General features: G+C 59.3%; 14 protein-coding genes. 6 read left to right on the top strand and 8 right to left on the bottom strand.

Annotated elements, in window-relative coordinates; all coding sequences use genetic code 11:
* Positions 1–4 precede the first annotated feature (4 nt).
* Complete coding sequence (locus WDB88_RS07410; protein WP_339107042.1) at positions 5–901, top strand: LysR family transcriptional regulator; 897 nt, start codon at positions 5–7, stop codon at positions 899–901.
* 37 nt (positions 902–938) lie between these two features.
* On the opposite strand, the gene WDB88_RS07405 is transcribed toward WDB88_RS07410, so the two are convergent.
* Both WDB88_RS07405 and WDB88_RS07400 read right to left on the bottom strand, forming a co-directional pair.
* On the bottom strand, positions 939–1,907 hold the full coding sequence (locus WDB88_RS07405; protein WP_339107041.1) for an aldo/keto reductase: 969 nt from the start codon (positions 1,905–1,907) through the stop codon (positions 939–941).
* 141 nt (positions 1,908–2,048) lie between these two features.
* Entirely contained in the window at positions 2,049–2,951 is a 903-nt protein-coding gene (locus tag WDB88_RS07400) for a LysR family transcriptional regulator (protein ID WP_339107040.1), read from the bottom strand.
* Between the two features lie 106 nt (positions 2,952–3,057).
* Here WDB88_RS07400 and WDB88_RS07395 point away from each other — a divergent pair, with 106 nt between their 5' ends.
* The 3 genes from WDB88_RS07395 to WDB88_RS07385 all read left to right on the top strand — a co-directional run bounded on the left by WDB88_RS07395 (position 3,058) and on the right by WDB88_RS07385 (position 6,084).
* Positions 3,058–4,041: an aldo/keto reductase gene (locus WDB88_RS07395; protein ID WP_339107039.1), complete on the top strand. Its 984-nt coding sequence runs from the start codon at positions 3,058–3,060 to the stop codon at positions 4,039–4,041.
* Between the two features lie 100 nt (positions 4,042–4,141).
* Positions 4,142–4,810: a response regulator transcription factor gene (locus tag WDB88_RS07390; RefSeq protein ID WP_339107038.1), complete on the top strand. Its 669-nt coding sequence runs from the start codon at positions 4,142–4,144 to the stop codon at positions 4,808–4,810.
* Positions 4,807–6,084, top strand: coding sequence for a histidine kinase dimerization/phospho-acceptor domain-containing protein (locus tag WDB88_RS07385; RefSeq protein ID WP_339107037.1), 1,278 nt, complete (start codon positions 4,807–4,809; stop codon positions 6,082–6,084). The genes WDB88_RS07390 and WDB88_RS07385 overlap by 4 nt, the downstream gene beginning before the upstream one ends.
* Before the next feature lie 204 nt (positions 6,085–6,288).
* Here the strand turns inward: WDB88_RS07385 and WDB88_RS07380 are convergent, their stop codons facing one another.
* The 4 genes from WDB88_RS07380 to WDB88_RS07365 all read right to left on the bottom strand — a co-directional run bounded on the left by WDB88_RS07380 (position 6,289) and on the right by WDB88_RS07365 (position 12,345).
* A complete protein-coding gene (locus WDB88_RS07380) occupies positions 6,289–6,540 on the bottom strand; it encodes a hypothetical protein (RefSeq protein ID WP_339107036.1) in 252 nt (83 codons plus the stop codon).
* Between the two features lie 63 nt (positions 6,541–6,603).
* Positions 6,604–10,233, bottom strand: coding sequence for a vitamin B12-dependent ribonucleotide reductase (locus WDB88_RS07375; protein ID WP_339107035.1), 3,630 nt, complete (start codon positions 10,231–10,233; stop codon positions 6,604–6,606).
* A gap of 818 nt (positions 10,234–11,051) precedes the next feature.
* Complete coding sequence (locus tag WDB88_RS07370; RefSeq protein ID WP_339107034.1) at positions 11,052–11,468, bottom strand: T6SS immunity protein Tdi1 domain-containing protein; 417 nt, start codon at positions 11,466–11,468, stop codon at positions 11,052–11,054.
* 460 nt (positions 11,469–11,928) lie between these two features.
* On the bottom strand, positions 11,929–12,345 hold the full coding sequence (locus WDB88_RS07365; RefSeq protein WP_339107033.1) for a hypothetical protein: 417 nt from the start codon (positions 12,343–12,345) through the stop codon (positions 11,929–11,931).
* 381 nt (positions 12,346–12,726) lie between these two features.
* Between WDB88_RS07365 and WDB88_RS07360 the strand changes: the two genes are divergently transcribed.
* A complete protein-coding gene (locus WDB88_RS07360) occupies positions 12,727–12,861 on the top strand; it encodes a hypothetical protein (RefSeq protein WP_339107032.1) in 135 nt (44 codons plus the stop codon).
* Between the two features lie 87 nt (positions 12,862–12,948).
* Here the strand turns inward: WDB88_RS07360 and WDB88_RS07355 are convergent, their stop codons facing one another.
* On the bottom strand, positions 12,949–13,566 hold the full coding sequence (locus WDB88_RS07355) for a hypothetical protein (RefSeq protein ID WP_339107031.1): 618 nt from the start codon (positions 13,564–13,566) through the stop codon (positions 12,949–12,951).
* Between the two features lie 2 nt (positions 13,567–13,568).
* Entirely contained in the window at positions 13,569–14,297 is a 729-nt protein-coding gene (locus WDB88_RS07350) for a hypothetical protein (protein WP_339107030.1), read from the bottom strand.
* A gap of 234 nt (positions 14,298–14,531) precedes the next feature.
* Between WDB88_RS07350 and WDB88_RS07345 the strand changes: the two genes are divergently transcribed.
* Positions 14,532–14,927: an XRE family transcriptional regulator gene (locus WDB88_RS07345; protein WP_339107029.1), complete on the top strand. Its 396-nt coding sequence runs from the start codon at positions 14,532–14,534 to the stop codon at positions 14,925–14,927.
* The last annotated feature ends 204 nt before the right edge of the window (positions 14,928–15,131 follow it).

Raw genomic sequence — 15,131 nt, 5'->3', positions numbered from 1 at the left:
TCATATGGATCTGATCGATGAATTGCGCGCCTTTGTTGCCACCGCACAGACACGCTCTTTCACGGCGGCAGCAGATCAGCTCGGGTTGTCGAACCGCCTGACCTCGAAATATGTGGCGGCGCTGGAAGCCCGTCTCGGGACGCGGCTGTTCCAGCGCACTACGCGCAAGGTCGGGCTGACGCCTGCAGGCGAGGAGCTGATGGCGCGTGCGCCCGCCCTGCTCGATGATCTGGACCTGATGATCGGCGATATTGCCGAGGGATCGCGGGGGCTCGCGGGGCTGATCCGCATCTCGGCCCCCGTCACCTTCGGGGAAGCCTATCTGGCCGAGATGCTGGGACGTTTCGGGCAGACCCATCCCGATCTGACCATTGATCTGCGACTGAGCGACCGGTTTACCGATCTGGCCGGCGACGGGATCGATCTGGCGTTCCGCATCGGTCAGCTTGACATGATGGCGCTGAAATCCCGCAAGATCGGCGCTTTTCGGGTAAAACTGGCCGCCAGCCCCGCCTATCTGGCCGCACATGGCAGGCCGCAAAAACTTGCGGATCTGGAACATCATAGCTGCATCATCGACACCAACCGCCGAAATGCCCGCCGCTGGTCGTTCCACAAGGACAGGCATGTCACGGTCACGGGGCGGTTTCATGTCAACTCGGCCCGCGCCGCCTGCCGCTTTGCCGAAATGGGTCTGGGGATCACCTATTGCCCCGATTTCGCCCTGCGCGCGGCCTTGGAAAGCGGACGGCTGGTTGCCCTTCTGCCGGAGGAGACAGGGGAAACCTATCCGGTGAATATCGTCTATCTCGAAGGGCAGCGCCTGCCCCGCAAGCTGCGCGCACTCATCGATTTCGCCCAAGAGGATATGAAACAGTCAGGCATTCTGGGCGAGCGTTGAAAGCGGGGCCGCAACCGGACCGGCCCCGTTTCCGGCCCTATTGCGCGGCCTCCACCGCGCCCGCCTCTGTCAATGCGTTCATCTCGTCCTCGGCCAGATGCAGCTCTGCCGCCTTCACAAAGCTTGCAAGCTGGCTTTCGCTGGTGGCCGAGGCGATAGGGGCGCTGACCCCTTCCCGCGCGATCAGCCATGCCAGTGCCACCTCGGCGGGTTTGGCATTATGGGCCAGGGCCACCTCGTCCAGCGCCTGAAGCACCGCCAGCCCCCGATCATTCAGATATTTCCGGACCATATCCCCGCGTTTGGACCCTTCGAGGTCTTCGGGCCTGCGGTATTTCCCGCTCAGGAACCCGGCGGCAAGACTGAAATAGGTGACCACACCGATATTCTGCGCGATACAGAACGCGCGCAGATCGCCCTCGAACCCGTCACGGTCATAGAGGTTATATTCGGGCTGGAGCACCTGATAGGCCGGAAGCCCGTGGTCTTTCGCAACGCGCTGCGCCGAGGACAGCAACGCGTAATCATAGTTTGACGCCCCGATCGCACGGATTTTCCCCGCTGCCAACAGGTCACGATAGGCCCCCAGCGTCTCTTCATGGCGCACGCTGTCATCGGGCCAATGCGAGAAATAAAGATCGACATGGTCGGTTTTCAGCCGCTCCAGCGACAGGTCGATCGCCTTGGAAATCCACGCTTGCGACAGGCCTTTTTCACCCGGACCGCCCATATCGGAACCGACCTTGGTAAACAGCGTCACTTTCTCGCGCAGGCCGGGCCGCGCGGCGAACCACTTGCCAAGGATCGTCTCGGACTCGCCGCCGCTATTGCCTTCCCCCCATGCGGAATAGACATCCGCCGTGTCAATCGTGGTAAAGCCGTGATCGATCAGCGCATCCAGCATGCGAAAACTCGCCGCCTCATCCAGTGTCCAGCCGAAAACATTGCCGCCGAACACAATCGGGGAAATCTCCAGACCGGTCGTGCCAAGTGTGTTGGTCTTCATGAAAGGCCTCCTTTCTCAAACGGTTTCAAGGGTCGAAGCCGCCCTTGGTCCTCATAGAAATGCATCTGCACCCAAAGATAGTGCGCCCGATCCTGCCGCACATGCGCAAGGCCGTCTAAGGTGATGAAAGAACCGTGAGCTTCAGCAGGTGGCAGGCGCGTCGCCCGCCAGATGGGCGCGATGGGTCTCGACCAGATCGCGCAGGAAATCGGCCACCGCCCGCACCCGCGGCGATTGCACAAGATCGGTCTGGGTCACCAGCCAGACCGGCTGATCAATCCCCAGATCGCGGCGCAGGCAGACCAGCCCGCGCGGTTGCGCCAGAAAATGTGGCAGGACCGCCAGCCCCAGCCCCGCCCGACAGCCCGCCACCTGTGTGGCAAGCGAAGTGGTCGACAGAACCGGTGGACGGCCTTGCAGCATCTGCTCGACCCAGATGGCCGCAGCCAGATGCGACTGCCCCTCGCCCCACATGATGAAGGCGTCATGATCGAAGGCCGCGCCCTCACCACCGGTTGTCCGCTGCGCCAGATAGGACGGCGCGGCATAAAGCCCCAAGCCCAGCCGCCCCAGACGCTGCAACGTGACATGGCCGCGCTCCGGTTTGACCATCCTGAGCGCCAGATCGGCGTCGCGACGATGCAGATTGACCGTGCGCACATCTGTCACCAGATCAAGGCAAAGCTTGGGATGTCGGGCCTGCAAACGCGGCAAAGCGGGCAGGATCAGATCGGTGGCAAGATTTTCAGCCGTGGCCAGCCGCACCGTGCCCGACACCTCGCGCGAGGGCTGCGCATGGCCCGCAAGGCTATTGGCCGCCGCCTCCATATCCTCGGCCCGTTCCACCAGCGCCGCACCATCCTCGGTCACGCGATAGCCGGTCTGGGTGCGCAAGAACAATGGCGTGCCCATCGCGGCCTCCAGCCTCTCGATCCGGCGCGACACCGTGGCCAGCCCCAGCCGCAACTGCCCCGCCGCCCCCGACAACGTGCCCATCCGCACCACCGCCAGAAACACTTTCAGATCATCCCAGACGATTGTCATGGCCCCACCTTCCATTTCCGGAAAGCGGCATACCGATTTGGTGGATACTCTCCGTATCTGAAAAATGGCAAGACCGGCAGCACAAGACAAGCGGAAAGGACCGATCATGCAAAAACGTTCGCTGACGAAAGAACTCCACGTTTCGGCCTTGGGGCTGGGCTGTATGGGCATGAGCGAATTCTACGGCCCCCGCGATGATGCGCAATCGCTGGAGGTGCTGCATCAGGCGACAGAGGCGGGGCTGGATTTTCTGGATACTGCCGACATGTATGGCCCCTTCCACAACGAGGAACTGATCGGGCGTTTTCTGAAAGAGACCCGCGCGAAAGTCAAAATCGCCACGAAATTCGGGATTGTGCGCAAGCCCGGAGCCTATGAACGCGACATCGATACCAGCCCCGCCTATGCACGGCAGGCACTGGAAGGGTCGCTCAGGCGGCTGGGTGTGGAACGGGTGGATCTGTATTATGTGCACCGCGTCGCTCCCGACCAGCCGATCGAAGAGACCATGCAGGCGCTGGCCCGACTGGTGGCCGAGGGCAAGATCGGCCATATCGGTCTTTGCGAGGTCAGCGCCGCGACCCTGCGCCGCGCACATGCCGTGCATCCGGTCAGCGCGCTACAGACCGAATATTCGCTCTGGACCCGTGGCGTAGAGACCGAGATCCTGCCTGTCTGCCGCGAGTTGGGCATCGGCTTCGTGCCCTATTCGCCCTTGGGGCGCGGGTTCCTGACCGGCGCCTATAGCGACCCGAGCAAGCTGGCCAGCGGCGATTTCCGCGCGATGCTGCCACGGTTCAAGGATCAGGCGCTGGCCAGCAATCTGCGCATCGCCGATCTGGTGCGCGACTGGGCCCTGCGCAAAGGCTGCAGCCCCGCGCAACTGGCGCTGGCATGGCTGCTGGCACAAGGGGACGATATCGTGCCCATCCCCGGCACCAAGCGTCCGGCCTATCTTGCGGACAATCTTGGCGCGCTGGATGTGGTCCTGACCCCCGAAGATCTGGCCGCACTGGACCACGCATTGGCGCAGATGCCGGTTGCGGGCGCGCGCTACACGGCAGAGGGCATGAAAGGGGTTGATGCCTGAGAGTTGAGGCCTGAGAATTGAGGCCTGAGATCGGTCTGGCCGTTTGCCACAGGCGCGGTTTTTCCTCGCCTCGGCGCCAGGCCCGCGCTATCCAGAAAGCATGAGAGTGCTGCTGATTGAAGACACCCCCGATCTGGCCCGCAATGTCGCGCAATTCCTGCGCCTGCAAGGCCATGCGGTGGATATTGCCGCCTCGGTCGATGAGGCCGAGGCCGCTTGGGATGTGACCGATTATGCAGGGGTGATCCTCGATCTGGGGCTGCCCGACGGGTCGGGGCTGACGCTTCTACGCGCCCGCAGACGCGCCGGTGACCGCACGCCGGTGATCATTGCCACCGCGCTCGACCAGATTTCGGACCGGATCGCGGGGCTAGATGCCGGTGCCGATGACTATGTGACCAAACCTTTCGATCTGGGCGAACTGGCCGCGAGGCTGCGCGCCCATGCGCGGCGTTCGGAAGGCAACCCGACCGCCCAGACCGCCCTTGGCGATCTGCGGATCGACCGTGCCGCGGCACGGCTCTGGCGCGAAGGCACAACTGGCGAAGGCAAAGAAATCCGTCTGACATCGCGGGAATGGTCGCTTTTCGAGGCGCTTCTGGCGGCGCGCGGGCGCATTCTGTCGCGGGCCGCACTGGAAGAGACCCTGTTCGCCTATGATGACAGCGTGGAAAGCAATGCGGTCGAGGTCTATATCTCGCGGCTACGGGGGAAGCTCGGCGCGGAGGTCATCGTGACGCGGCGCGGTTTGGGATATCTGATCCCGTGACGCCGTGGTCGCTGAAAAAGCGCCTGCTGCGCAATGTGCTTCTGGCGGTGGGCTTTGGCTGGATCGCGACCCTGAGCGTGGGCATTTATGCGCTGAACCATGAAATGGGCGAAGTTCTGGATGGCGCGTTGAAGGACGACGCCGCGTTGGTGGCGCAGCTTCTGGCGCATGACCAGACCCAAGCCATTGCCACTTGGGCCAACAGCCATGCGCAAAACACGGATTGGCAGATGCGCATCCTGCTGCCGGAGGGGCCGACCACCGCTGCCCCCTGGCCTGCGCTCGGGCGTGATGGGATCAGCCAGACCGAAGACTGGCAGGTGGTGCGGCAAACAACCCCCGACGGCGTGATCGAGATCGGCCAGAGCCTCAAGCGCCGCAGCCATGAATTGATGGAAGCCGCCCGCGCCTTCCTGTTCCTGATCATCCCGCTTTTGCTGATTGTCACCGCCGCCGTCATCCTGACCCTGCGCAAGAGCCTGTCCTCGACCATCGCCTTCTCGCATAGGATGCGCCGCCGCAGCGCCGAGGACCTCTCGCCCCTCTCGGCGGATATGCTGCCGCAGGAAATGGCCCCTGTCACCGATGCCTTCAACATCTACCTTGACCGGATCAAGGATCTGCGCGCCGCCGAGCGCCATTTCATCGCCAATGCCGCACATGAGTTGCGCACGCCCTTGGCGGTGCTGCGCAGCCGGATCGAGGTCATGGCCGCCACGCCCCAAGCCGCGCAGGCCGACGCGCGCAGGGATCTGATCGACACGATCGACCGGCTGTCGCTGCGCGTCGAGCGCCTGCTACAGCTTGAACGCGCCGAGGCGGGGCTGGGCCTTGCGCGGGAACGGATCGATATTGTGGCGCTGATCCGGCTGCTTTGCCACGAGCTGCGCCCGCACAGCAACGGGCAGCCCCCGATCCTGTTTGACGACAGCGATCTGGACCGGCTCGATATTTCCAGTGACCGCGATGCGCTGGCGATCATCTTGCGCAATCTCTTGGGCAATGCCCGCGATCACGGCACCGGCACAGTCCGGCTGCAACTGTCACCGCAAGGGCGTCTGCGGGTCACCAACCCCGCCCCACCCGAGGCCAGCTTCCATCTGGAACGTTTCGGCAAGTCCGGCGGCTCTGCCGGATCGGGACTGGGGCTGGACATCGTGATGCGGCTGGCGCGCGATCTGGGCATCCCGACCCGCTTCGAGATCCTCCCGCGCGAGGCCGGACCTCTGGCGCAGGTCACGCTTGACCTGCCGGTCTGCACCAAAGACCAGTAACCTGCTTTACGGCAAAAGAAAAACCCCTATGGCCAGCGGCCATAGGGGGAGTTTCGTCAGTCGGGCTCGTTCTCGTTCACTGCCCTCGTCGGATCATTTTTTGCCTGGGCCCTCTCGACGTCTGGGGCAAGCGCACCTGCCCCCGAACTCGTTAACCACCACCCAAAATCACGGGTCCCCACCCCGGGGATACATCGCCTGTGCTCAGTGCAGGCCGTAAGCCGAGCCCGACTGCATGAGCGTCACGGTCGAAGATGCACCATGCATCTCGATCTCGGCCACGCTCATCGGGCAGGCGCCAAGCCCCGCGCCCCAGACCTCGACCGAGGCCTGTCCGCCGAATGTCGCATTCAGCACCGATTTCAGCGCATCCCCCGAAAGCTTGGCAACCATGCCACCCTCGATCAGTTCAAGCTCTGCCGCCTGAACGCGCGTATTTCCGATAATCAGTTCCAACGTTTTCTCCATGAAGACGTTCAAGAGGTGGTCAGGTCCGGCTGCGGGCCGGACCGCTCGACATCAGCTACAGCCCGAGGTGCCGCCGCAGGTATTGCATTTCATGCAGGTCCCATTGCGCACGAGCGTGTAATTGCCGCATTCGCCACAGGCCTCGCCCTCATAGCCCTGCATCTTGGCTTTGGTGCGGGCATCCATCGACACCGTGCCCGAGGACACAGCCGTAGAGGTCTTGGCCGTAAAGCCGGTCTGTGTTTCCGAGAACCCGACCGCCGCCTGACCGCCCTGAAACACCATCAGCTCTTGCGGCAAACGTTTGCGCAGATAGCCCGAAGACGAAATCTGGCGCAGGACTTCCAGCGATTTCGATGCCTGCTCGTCCTCTTCCAGCGAGCTTTCCGAACCATGCCCGATATCGTCGAATGTATGGCCTTTGGGCTTCACATGCGCCAGATCGGTGCGGTCAAGATAGGAAATCGCCAGTTCGCGGAACACGTAATCAAGGATCGAGGTCGCATTCTTGACCGAGTCATTGCCCTGCACCATGCCCGCAGGCTCGAATTTGGTGAAGGTGAAGGCATCGACAAACTCTTCCAGCGGCACGCCATATTGCAGCCCCACCGACACGGCGATGGCGAAGTTGTTCATCATCGCACGGAAGCCCGCGCCTTCCTTGTGCATGTCGATGAAGATCTCGCCAAGCGAGCCGTCATCATATTCGCCAGTGCGCAGATACACCTTATGCCCGCCGACAATCGCTTTCTGGGTATAGCCCTTGCGACGCGTCGGCAGCTTTTCACGATTGCTACGTACCAGTTCCTTGACGATCACCTTCTCGACGATCTTCTCGGCCAACACTTGCGCCTTCTCCTGCGGGCTGCCGGTGGCAAGGATCTCTTCGGCCTCTTCGTCATCCTCGATCAGCGCCGAGGCCAGGGGCTGGCTGAGTTTGGACCCGTCGCGGTAAAGCGCATTGGCCTTGATGCCCAGCGACCAGGACAGCTCATAGGCCGCTTTCACATCCTCGATCGAGGCAGAATTGGGCATATTGATCGTCTTGGAAATCGCGCCCGAGATAAAGCTCTGCGCCGCCGCCATCATGGTGATATGGCTTTCGACCGACAGATAGCGCTTGCCCTTCTTGCCGCAGGCATTGGCGCAATCGAAGACGTTCAGGTGTTCGGGGCGAAGATGCGGCGCGCCCTCAAGGGTCATCGTGCCGCAGACATGGTCATTGGCGGCCTCGATCTGCGCTTTGCTAAAGCCCAGATGACGCAGCATGTCGAAGCTCGGATCGTTCAGCTTTTCTGCCGGAATACCAAGGGTATCGCGGCAGAATTCCTCGCCCAGCGTCCATTGGTTGAAGACAAAGCGGATGTCGAAAGCCGTAGGCAAAGCCGCGTTGATCTTCTTGATCTCGGCCTCGCCAAAGCCATGACCGATCAGCGAGGTCGTATTGATGCTCGGGCAATTCCCAAGGCTGGCATGGCCCACCGCATAGGACACGATCTCTTCGGCCTGCGCGGAACTATAGCCAAGCTTGGCCAAGGCCGCAGGCACCGAGCGGTTGATGATCTTGAAATAGCCGCCGCCTGCGAGCTTCTTGAATTTCACCAGCGCGAAATCGGGCTCGATGCCGGTGGTGTCGCAATCCATGACCAGACCGATGGTGCCCGTGGGCGCAATCACCGAGACCTGCGCATTGCGGAACCCATGCGCCTCGCCCAAGGCCAGCGCCTGATCCCATGCGGCGGTCGCCAGCTCGACCAGCTTCGGGTCGGGGCAATTCGCGTGATCCAGCGCGACGGGTTGGACCTCAAGCGCCTCATAGGTGCCCGTGCCATGCGCGGCCGCACGATGGTTGCGGATGACCCGCAGCATATGGGCGGCGTTCTTGGCATAGCCCGGGAAGGCACCCAGTTCAGACGCCATCTGCGCCGAGGTGGCATAGGACACGCCCGTCATGATCGCCGTCAGCGCACCGGTCAGCGCGCGGCCCTCATCCGAGTCGTAACCCAGACCCATATTCATCAGCAGACCGCCGATATTGGCATAACCAAGACCCAACGTGCGGAAATCATAGGAACGCTGCGCGATCTGCGGGCTTGGGAACTGCGCCATCATCACCGAGATTTCCAGCGTGATGGTCCAGATGCGGCAGGCATGGATATAGGCATCCGCGTCAAAGCGACCGTCCTTATAGAAGGTCAGCAGGTTCATCGACGCAAGGTTACAGGCCGTATCGTCAAGGAACATATATTCCGAGCACGGGTTCGAGCCGCGGATCGGCCCGTCCTCGGGGCAGGTATGCCATTCGTTGACGGTATCATGGAACTGGATGCCCGGATCGGCGCAGGCCCATGCGGCATGGCCCACCTGCTCCCAGAGGTCACGTGCCTTGATGGTCTTGGCGACCTTGCCATCGGTGCGGCGCAGAAGCTCCCAATCGGCATCCTGCTTCACGGCCTTCAGGAAGGCGTTGGTCACCCGCACCGAATTGTTGGAATTCTGGCCCGAAACAGAGGCATAGGCGTCGCTGTCCCAATCCGTGTCATAGGTCGGGAATTCGATACTGCTATAACCCTGACGTGCATATTGCAGCACGCGGTTGATATAGGTCTCGGGGATCATCACGCCCTTGGCGGATTTGATCGCCGCCTTCAGCGCGAGGTTCTTGGCCGGGTCGACCGCCCCCTCATCCGAACCGTCAAAGGCGCGGATCGCGGCGAAGATCTTGTTCAGCTCGCGCTCATGCAGCTTGGAACCGGCGACCAGAGAGGCAACCTTCTGCTCCTCGATGACCTTCCAGTTGATGAAATCCTCGATATCGGGGTGGTCCATATCGATGATAACCATCTTGGCCGCACGCCGCGTGGTGCCGCCCGATTTGATCGCCCCTGCCGCGCGGTCCCCGATCTTGAGAAACCCCATCAGCCCCGAAGACTTGCCGCCCCCCGAAAGGGCCTCCCCCGCGCCGCGCAGGCTGGAGAAATTGGTGCCCGTCCCCGAGCCGTATTTGAACAGGCGCGCCTCGCGCACCCAGAGGTCCATGATGCCGCCGTCATTGACCAGATCATCCGAAACCGACTGGATGAAGCAGGCATGGGGCTGCGGGTGCTCATAGGCCGAGGCCGATTTCACCAGCTTGCCGGTTTTCGGGTCGACATAATGGTGGCCCTGGCTCGGGCCATCGATGCCATAGGCCCAATGCAGACCGGTGTTGAACCATTGCGGGCTGTTCGGCGCGCCCATCTGGCGGGCCAGCGTATAGCGCATCTCGTCATAATAGGCGCGGGCGTCGTCTTCGCTGGTGAAATAGCCACCCTTCCAGCCCCAATAGGCCCAAGCGCCTGCAAGGCGGTCAAACACCTGCTTGGCCGAGGTCTCGCCGCCGAACCGCTTGTCTTCAGGAAGATCGTTCAGCGCGGCCTCATCGGGAACCGAGCGCCACAGGAACTCCGGCACATCCTTTTCGCGCACGCGCTTCAGCGCCGCAGGAACCCCCGCCTTACGGAAATATTTCTGCGCCAGAACGTCAGAGGCGACCTGGCTCCAGCCCTCGGGAATCTCAACGCTATCGTTGCGAAAGACGATTTTCCCGTCCGGATTGCGAATTTCTGAGTCCGTCGTCGTGAAGGCAATCGCGCCATAAGCGCCGCTTTCCGAGGTTGTGAATTTCCGCTCGATCTTCATCTGCTCAATTCCCTGAACAATGGCAACATTCACCCACCAACATTGTCGGCGCACGCAGTCAAAGCCCTGCACCCCCATGCAAGACCGATTCCACACTGAATCTGCATATTTTGCCTGCGTAGCCCCAACACCACTACATCTGGTGGCTTCATCTGGGACTTTGCACAAATTGGCCTAGGGTTAGTGACGCGTCAACTGATCTTTAATCACCGGAAGGGCGTTTTTGATGTTGACGGCAGAGTCCGGCAAAGGGCGGGCCGATTCCTCCACAGAGGCCCCATCCGTCAGGATGGCGAGCTGTCCGGAAGTTTTCCTTGAGTCACGGAGGCTTGGCTTCGCCCGAAGACGATTGGCGGGAATTATCCACAATCGCGCGCCCAAAAAGGACGCAAAATCACATTTTCGCAAAAATAACACTTAACGGCGCCACCAAGGGGAAGGATTCCGAAAGCTCTTCCCTCCGCAGGAGAAAACGCCCGCCACCAACGGCTCAGCGATTCTCCCAAGCCTCTATTTATTAACGACTATCCGGAGGATACAGGCAGCCTGCTTACAAAAAGCCCCCCCGCCCCCGTGGACGCCCGACAAGAACCCCGTGGCATGACGCGGACGGTATGGCAGGCCCAATGTTGTATCATGCAACGCGCTTTCCACAGATGAAGCCGAGACCATCGACCGTGCGATGTATGTGGCGCTGATACTTTGGCTATCGCAGAACCGCCAGCCCAGCAGGCTGAGCCCCAAAACGGTCCTTCAACAGACAGCGCCCCCTCTTACAGCTGCCTATGCCGCGGCCTTGCCCTCTCCGCCATGGCGGTTCAACGCACATCCTTCATTGCCGTTTTCAACGCCTGCGGCCCATCAGCGCCAAATGCAATCCGCGCAAGGTCATCAGTGGTCATCACACGAGGCGGCTCGAGTTCAGTGACCATTTGCAGATACTCCGGGGCTGAAGTCACTTGCAGGCTCTCCAGCTCGAAATTTCCGCCAAGCGGAATAGCCAGCTTGGGCGCATAAATCTGGTTGATCGACAGCTCGCCAAGCACTGCTTTAGCAGCTTCAAAATCCTTTACTTTTTTACTATCTCCGTCGGGCATCCAAGAAAACAGCTCAACCTCGATCTCGAAGCACTGGCTCTTCATTGGGCGCGCCTTTGAATCGAAACGCTCATCCAGCAGCAGTGCATGGAAATTCGGCAGATACTTGAAAGCACGTGCTACTCCCTGCCGCCACACCCGAAGCTCACCAAACCCCGAGAGACAATATTCGTTCCGGCACGGCGTTGTGGATGCGCTTCGACGCGCTGGGCACCTCGATCAAGAGTTCGGCTTCATACTCGGGCACACCGAGGCCTCAATGACGGGCAGATATGGTCAGCTCCCACAAGGCATGCTGGAAAAGCGTGTTGAGCTGATCAACTCGATTGCTTACCCAGGCTTGGACATCGAGCATCTGATAAAATCCGATTTTACCCCCTAAAGGCCTTGCCGGTTCCACGTGAAAGATAGGACATCACTAGCCTCATAGATGCAGATTTTGAAGAATCGCCAGCCGAACCTGATCCGCCTCGGCTGGCTCCCAATCTGAGCACTGGTTGTGTTCGGTTTTTAGAGGCTGTCCGGCGCCCTGATAAGCGCTTTAACGAGAGGTGAGCTCCCGAAGCCAAGCGATCGCTAAAGGAAATCGGGTTCAAGATTATTTTCGGCACACAGCATCCGGCTCGGCAGTGACATCATTCTTGATGACAGAAAACATCTGCATCTCGTTCGCGTCCGGGTGGCCTTCGAGCTCAACTGTAAAGTAGGCACGCGTTTCGGAGCCAGCAACATTCCCTGACGCGCAAATCCAAGCCCGATAGCCTTCAACCAAGAACTGTTCGCTCGGCACATCTATCAAGAAGCGAGCGTCAATGTTGGAATGCTGGATAAGTCGCGCCGTGCGTCGAGGCGAGCCGACTATATGGCCATCTTGATCCAGAAGAATGAATTCGAAATTTTCCAAAGGGGTAGTGCTGAAATTCCCCACGCTAAGACCCCATTCGACCTTGCTTGGATCATCAAAGTCGACATAGCCATAAGAGTAAACCTCTAATCCCCGTTGGACCGATGCCATACACCCGCAGGCACACCCACAGGGAGGATCACATAGCCCATCCTCAAGTGTATGCCGATCTGCAGTCTGGCATCTACAAGAGCATAACGGACGCACGTCGCGCTGCTGGGCTCATAAAAACCAAACCTGCCCTTAAAAGACTTCAGGAGGCGTGGGATGCGGCCAGCACTTCGGAGAGAGACCAATTCCGTGCGCTGATCGGTTGCACGCCCAAGGCCGCTCCAGCACCAACTCTCACAACTGCAGCGCCTCCGACGCATCCCCCCCACTTCGCATTTAGCGGCAGGCGCCATCCCAACCGGACGACGCTCGCTGACGAAATCAGACATTACGTTGATCAAAGAGATAATGGATCGACGTAGCCTCAAAATGGGGAACGTCATGGATGAACTTGGCTACCCACGTCTCGATGCTTCTTTGGGCAATGCAATAGCCAGAGGCGAAGCAGGGACCATCAAAGACAAGATATATGAGGCACTGAAAATGTGGATAGCGAGAAACTCTGATCAGCCTTAACGCCTGGAGGCGCGGTGCCTGCAACGAGCCTCACCGAGACCGGAAGAGCAACCACCTGCCTGAAGCAGGTGGCAACCTCGACCTTTCTTATTTGCTCGCCATTGGTGGCGGGCAGCAAAGCTTGTCCTTAATTTTCGCCAAGACGATGGACGGATCTTGCGGGGTCTCTGAGCGAAGCACGCTATGAACCGGATCAACAATCAGCTTCTTCACGGCTTGCGTGCTCGTCATAAGATCGAGCGGCAGAGCATAAAACCAACTAAGCCTACCATTATCTTCGATGAGCTGCCAGTAGAGCTCACGCATTACGCACTTGTCCCGATAGCCGGCAGAGTTTGGACCATCAGCATCAAACCCCCAAGCTTCATCTGATTTTTTCAAGGGCACATAACCTACAAGAACTTTAGCTCGCTTACCGTGATCCCATCTCGCCTCAAGGCTCTCGTTACACGTCAGCTGTATGGCTAGAGTTAGCCAGCCCGACTGCCACCCCTTTGCGAGAGCCGTTTTAGTTTTAACGGAATAATAAGCATTCCATTCGGCTTGAATAAAGTCCCCATCGCTCTTGTCTGCGTCCTCCAACTCAATCTTAAGGCGCTCTGAATCGCACTCTACCGCATCAAACGCGTCAAAAAGAAGATTCAGGTTATCCTGAGCCCGCAGAATGTTAGATGCTGACTGCCAGAGGCATTCATCAGTAGTCATCACTATTTTCCTTTAAAATCAAATCCACACGCCGAAACTTCAACGAGATCTCGAGGCCCAAATCGATGACCGAAGTCGAAATGATAGCTACAGCTCGGCGGCATCTTGAAAGCGTCCGGCCAATGGCCGAGAACTCGCCCTTCGGGCTCGCCACTCAGAAAGTCCGCGGCCACTTTTGACCAAGCCGCCAGCCCGGGATTATCATCGCTTTGCTGCGCCAACTGCCGCAGCGTCTCGGTGACATCAACCCAACGGCGCGAGAACAGCTCAATGCGGCCAGAATACGCCTCTCTAGCGTTATTCAAAGCCTCATCATGCTTATCTAACGCACCTAAAAGCGTATAACCTGCCACTTTTCTCGGCCCCACGGGAAGTCCGCCACGACGACAGCGACCAAAAGCTACAGTGTCGATTTCTCGCTTGATCTGATCGTCACCGAGCGACGCCCCCCATTTGACCTCAACTATCCAGAACGACCCATCTTCCAAGCTGATCACTACATCAGGTTCGGCATTCTTGGCGCCCGACAGATATGGCCAAAGGAAGATAGAGCTATGTTCGGGGATCATCGGGCCAACAAGAGCTTGCATCGCTTTCGTTTGTGCCGATTTGGAAAGAAATCTCAGGGTCCCGAATAACGATGACGTAATCAGATCTTCCCGAGGTTGTTTACCAGCGCCATCAATAATGGCAGCCATCTTTGCTTTCTTCGCGACGACCGCATCAAACATGATCAATCCAACTTCTTATAATGCCGATAGAACACAGCGATTAAATACACAGGCCAAAAAAATGTCTTAAGCATCATATTAGCCTTGGCAATCAATCGCACAAGACGTTTTCACGCCGACATAACGCGAACCACGTTTTAAATGGGATCACGACGCGATCATCGCTCCCCACCCGACACGCATTACAACAGCCGGTAATCTCAGCCTATCGACAACAAGATGAGAGCTGACACCATGACCCCATTCAAAGACAGCCCCGGCGCACGCTTCCTTCGCGAACGGATCGAGGCGCTGGCGCACCGGAAAACGCAGAGCGAGATCGCCTCTGAGGCAGGCTTCACCAATGCCAATATGATCTCGATCCTGAAAGCTGGAAAATCGAAGATCCCCCTCGACCGAATACCATCCTTGGCCAAGGCGCTGGAGACGGACCCCGCTTGGTTCCTGCGGCGCGCGCTGGAGCAAGCCGTGGGCAAGACCTCCGCTCAAGCCATCGAAGAGATCTACGGAAGCCCTGTCACAGAGAACGAGCGTCGCTGGCTGTTGGAATTGCGTGAGGCATCGGAGGATAGCGATCCACGCATCACCGCTCGGTCCCGCTCGGCACTTCGGGCAATTTTCGGAAAGTGACTGCGACGATAGAGTCTTGAACAGCGCAATCCGCCACATCTGATTCTTGAATCATCGATCAATCTATCGGAGACATATTGAACCGCGTGACATTACGCTCTGCATGTGTCTCTATCAAAGAACTCCGATAGGATCATGCAACATATGTGACATACACTGCTCTGTAACACACGGAGAAAGCCTGAAGCCGTAACCTGCTGAAAA

It is taken from the genome of Thioclava sp. GXIMD4216 (assembly GCF_037949285.1).
Taxonomy (GTDB): Bacteria; Pseudomonadota; Alphaproteobacteria; order Rhodobacterales; family Rhodobacteraceae; genus Thioclava; species Thioclava litoralis.
This window is presented reverse-complemented; position numbering and strand designations above follow the sequence as displayed.

What these genes read in the sequence shown, in the direction of transcription:
- WDB88_RS07410 (WP_339107042.1), top strand. Translation starts at nt 5, where the DNA reads ATGGATCTGATCGATGAATTGCGCGCCTTTGTTGCCACCGCACAGACA.
- WDB88_RS07405 (WP_339107041.1), bottom strand. Translation starts at nt 1,907, where the DNA reads ATGAAGACCAACACACTTGGCACGACCGGTCTGGAGATTTCCCCGATT.
- WDB88_RS07400 (WP_339107040.1), bottom strand. Translation starts at nt 2,951, where the DNA reads ATGACAATCGTCTGGGATGATCTGAAAGTGTTTCTGGCGGTGGTGCGG.
- WDB88_RS07395 (WP_339107039.1), top strand. Translation starts at nt 3,058, where the DNA reads ATGCAAAAACGTTCGCTGACGAAAGAACTCCACGTTTCGGCCTTGGGG.
- WDB88_RS07390 (WP_339107038.1), top strand. Translation starts at nt 4,142, where the DNA reads ATGAGAGTGCTGCTGATTGAAGACACCCCCGATCTGGCCCGCAATGTC.
- WDB88_RS07375 (WP_339107035.1), bottom strand. Translation starts at nt 10,233, where the DNA reads ATGAAGATCGAGCGGAAATTCACAACCTCGGAAAGCGGCGCTTATGGC.
- WDB88_RS07365 (WP_339107033.1), bottom strand. Translation starts at nt 12,345, where the DNA reads ATGGCATCGGTCCAACGGGGATTAGAGGTTTACTCTTATGGCTATGTC.
- WDB88_RS07360 (WP_339107032.1), top strand. Translation starts at nt 12,727, where the DNA reads ATGGATGAACTTGGCTACCCACGTCTCGATGCTTCTTTGGGCAATGCA.
- WDB88_RS07355 (WP_339107031.1), bottom strand. Translation starts at nt 13,566, where the DNA reads ATGACTACTGATGAATGCCTCTGGCAGTCAGCATCTAACATTCTGCGG.
- WDB88_RS07350 (WP_339107030.1), bottom strand. Translation starts at nt 14,297, where the DNA reads ATGTTTGATGCGGTCGTCGCGAAGAAAGCAAAGATGGCTGCCATTATT.
- WDB88_RS07345 (WP_339107029.1), top strand. Translation starts at nt 14,532, where the DNA reads ATGACCCCATTCAAAGACAGCCCCGGCGCACGCTTCCTTCGCGAACGG.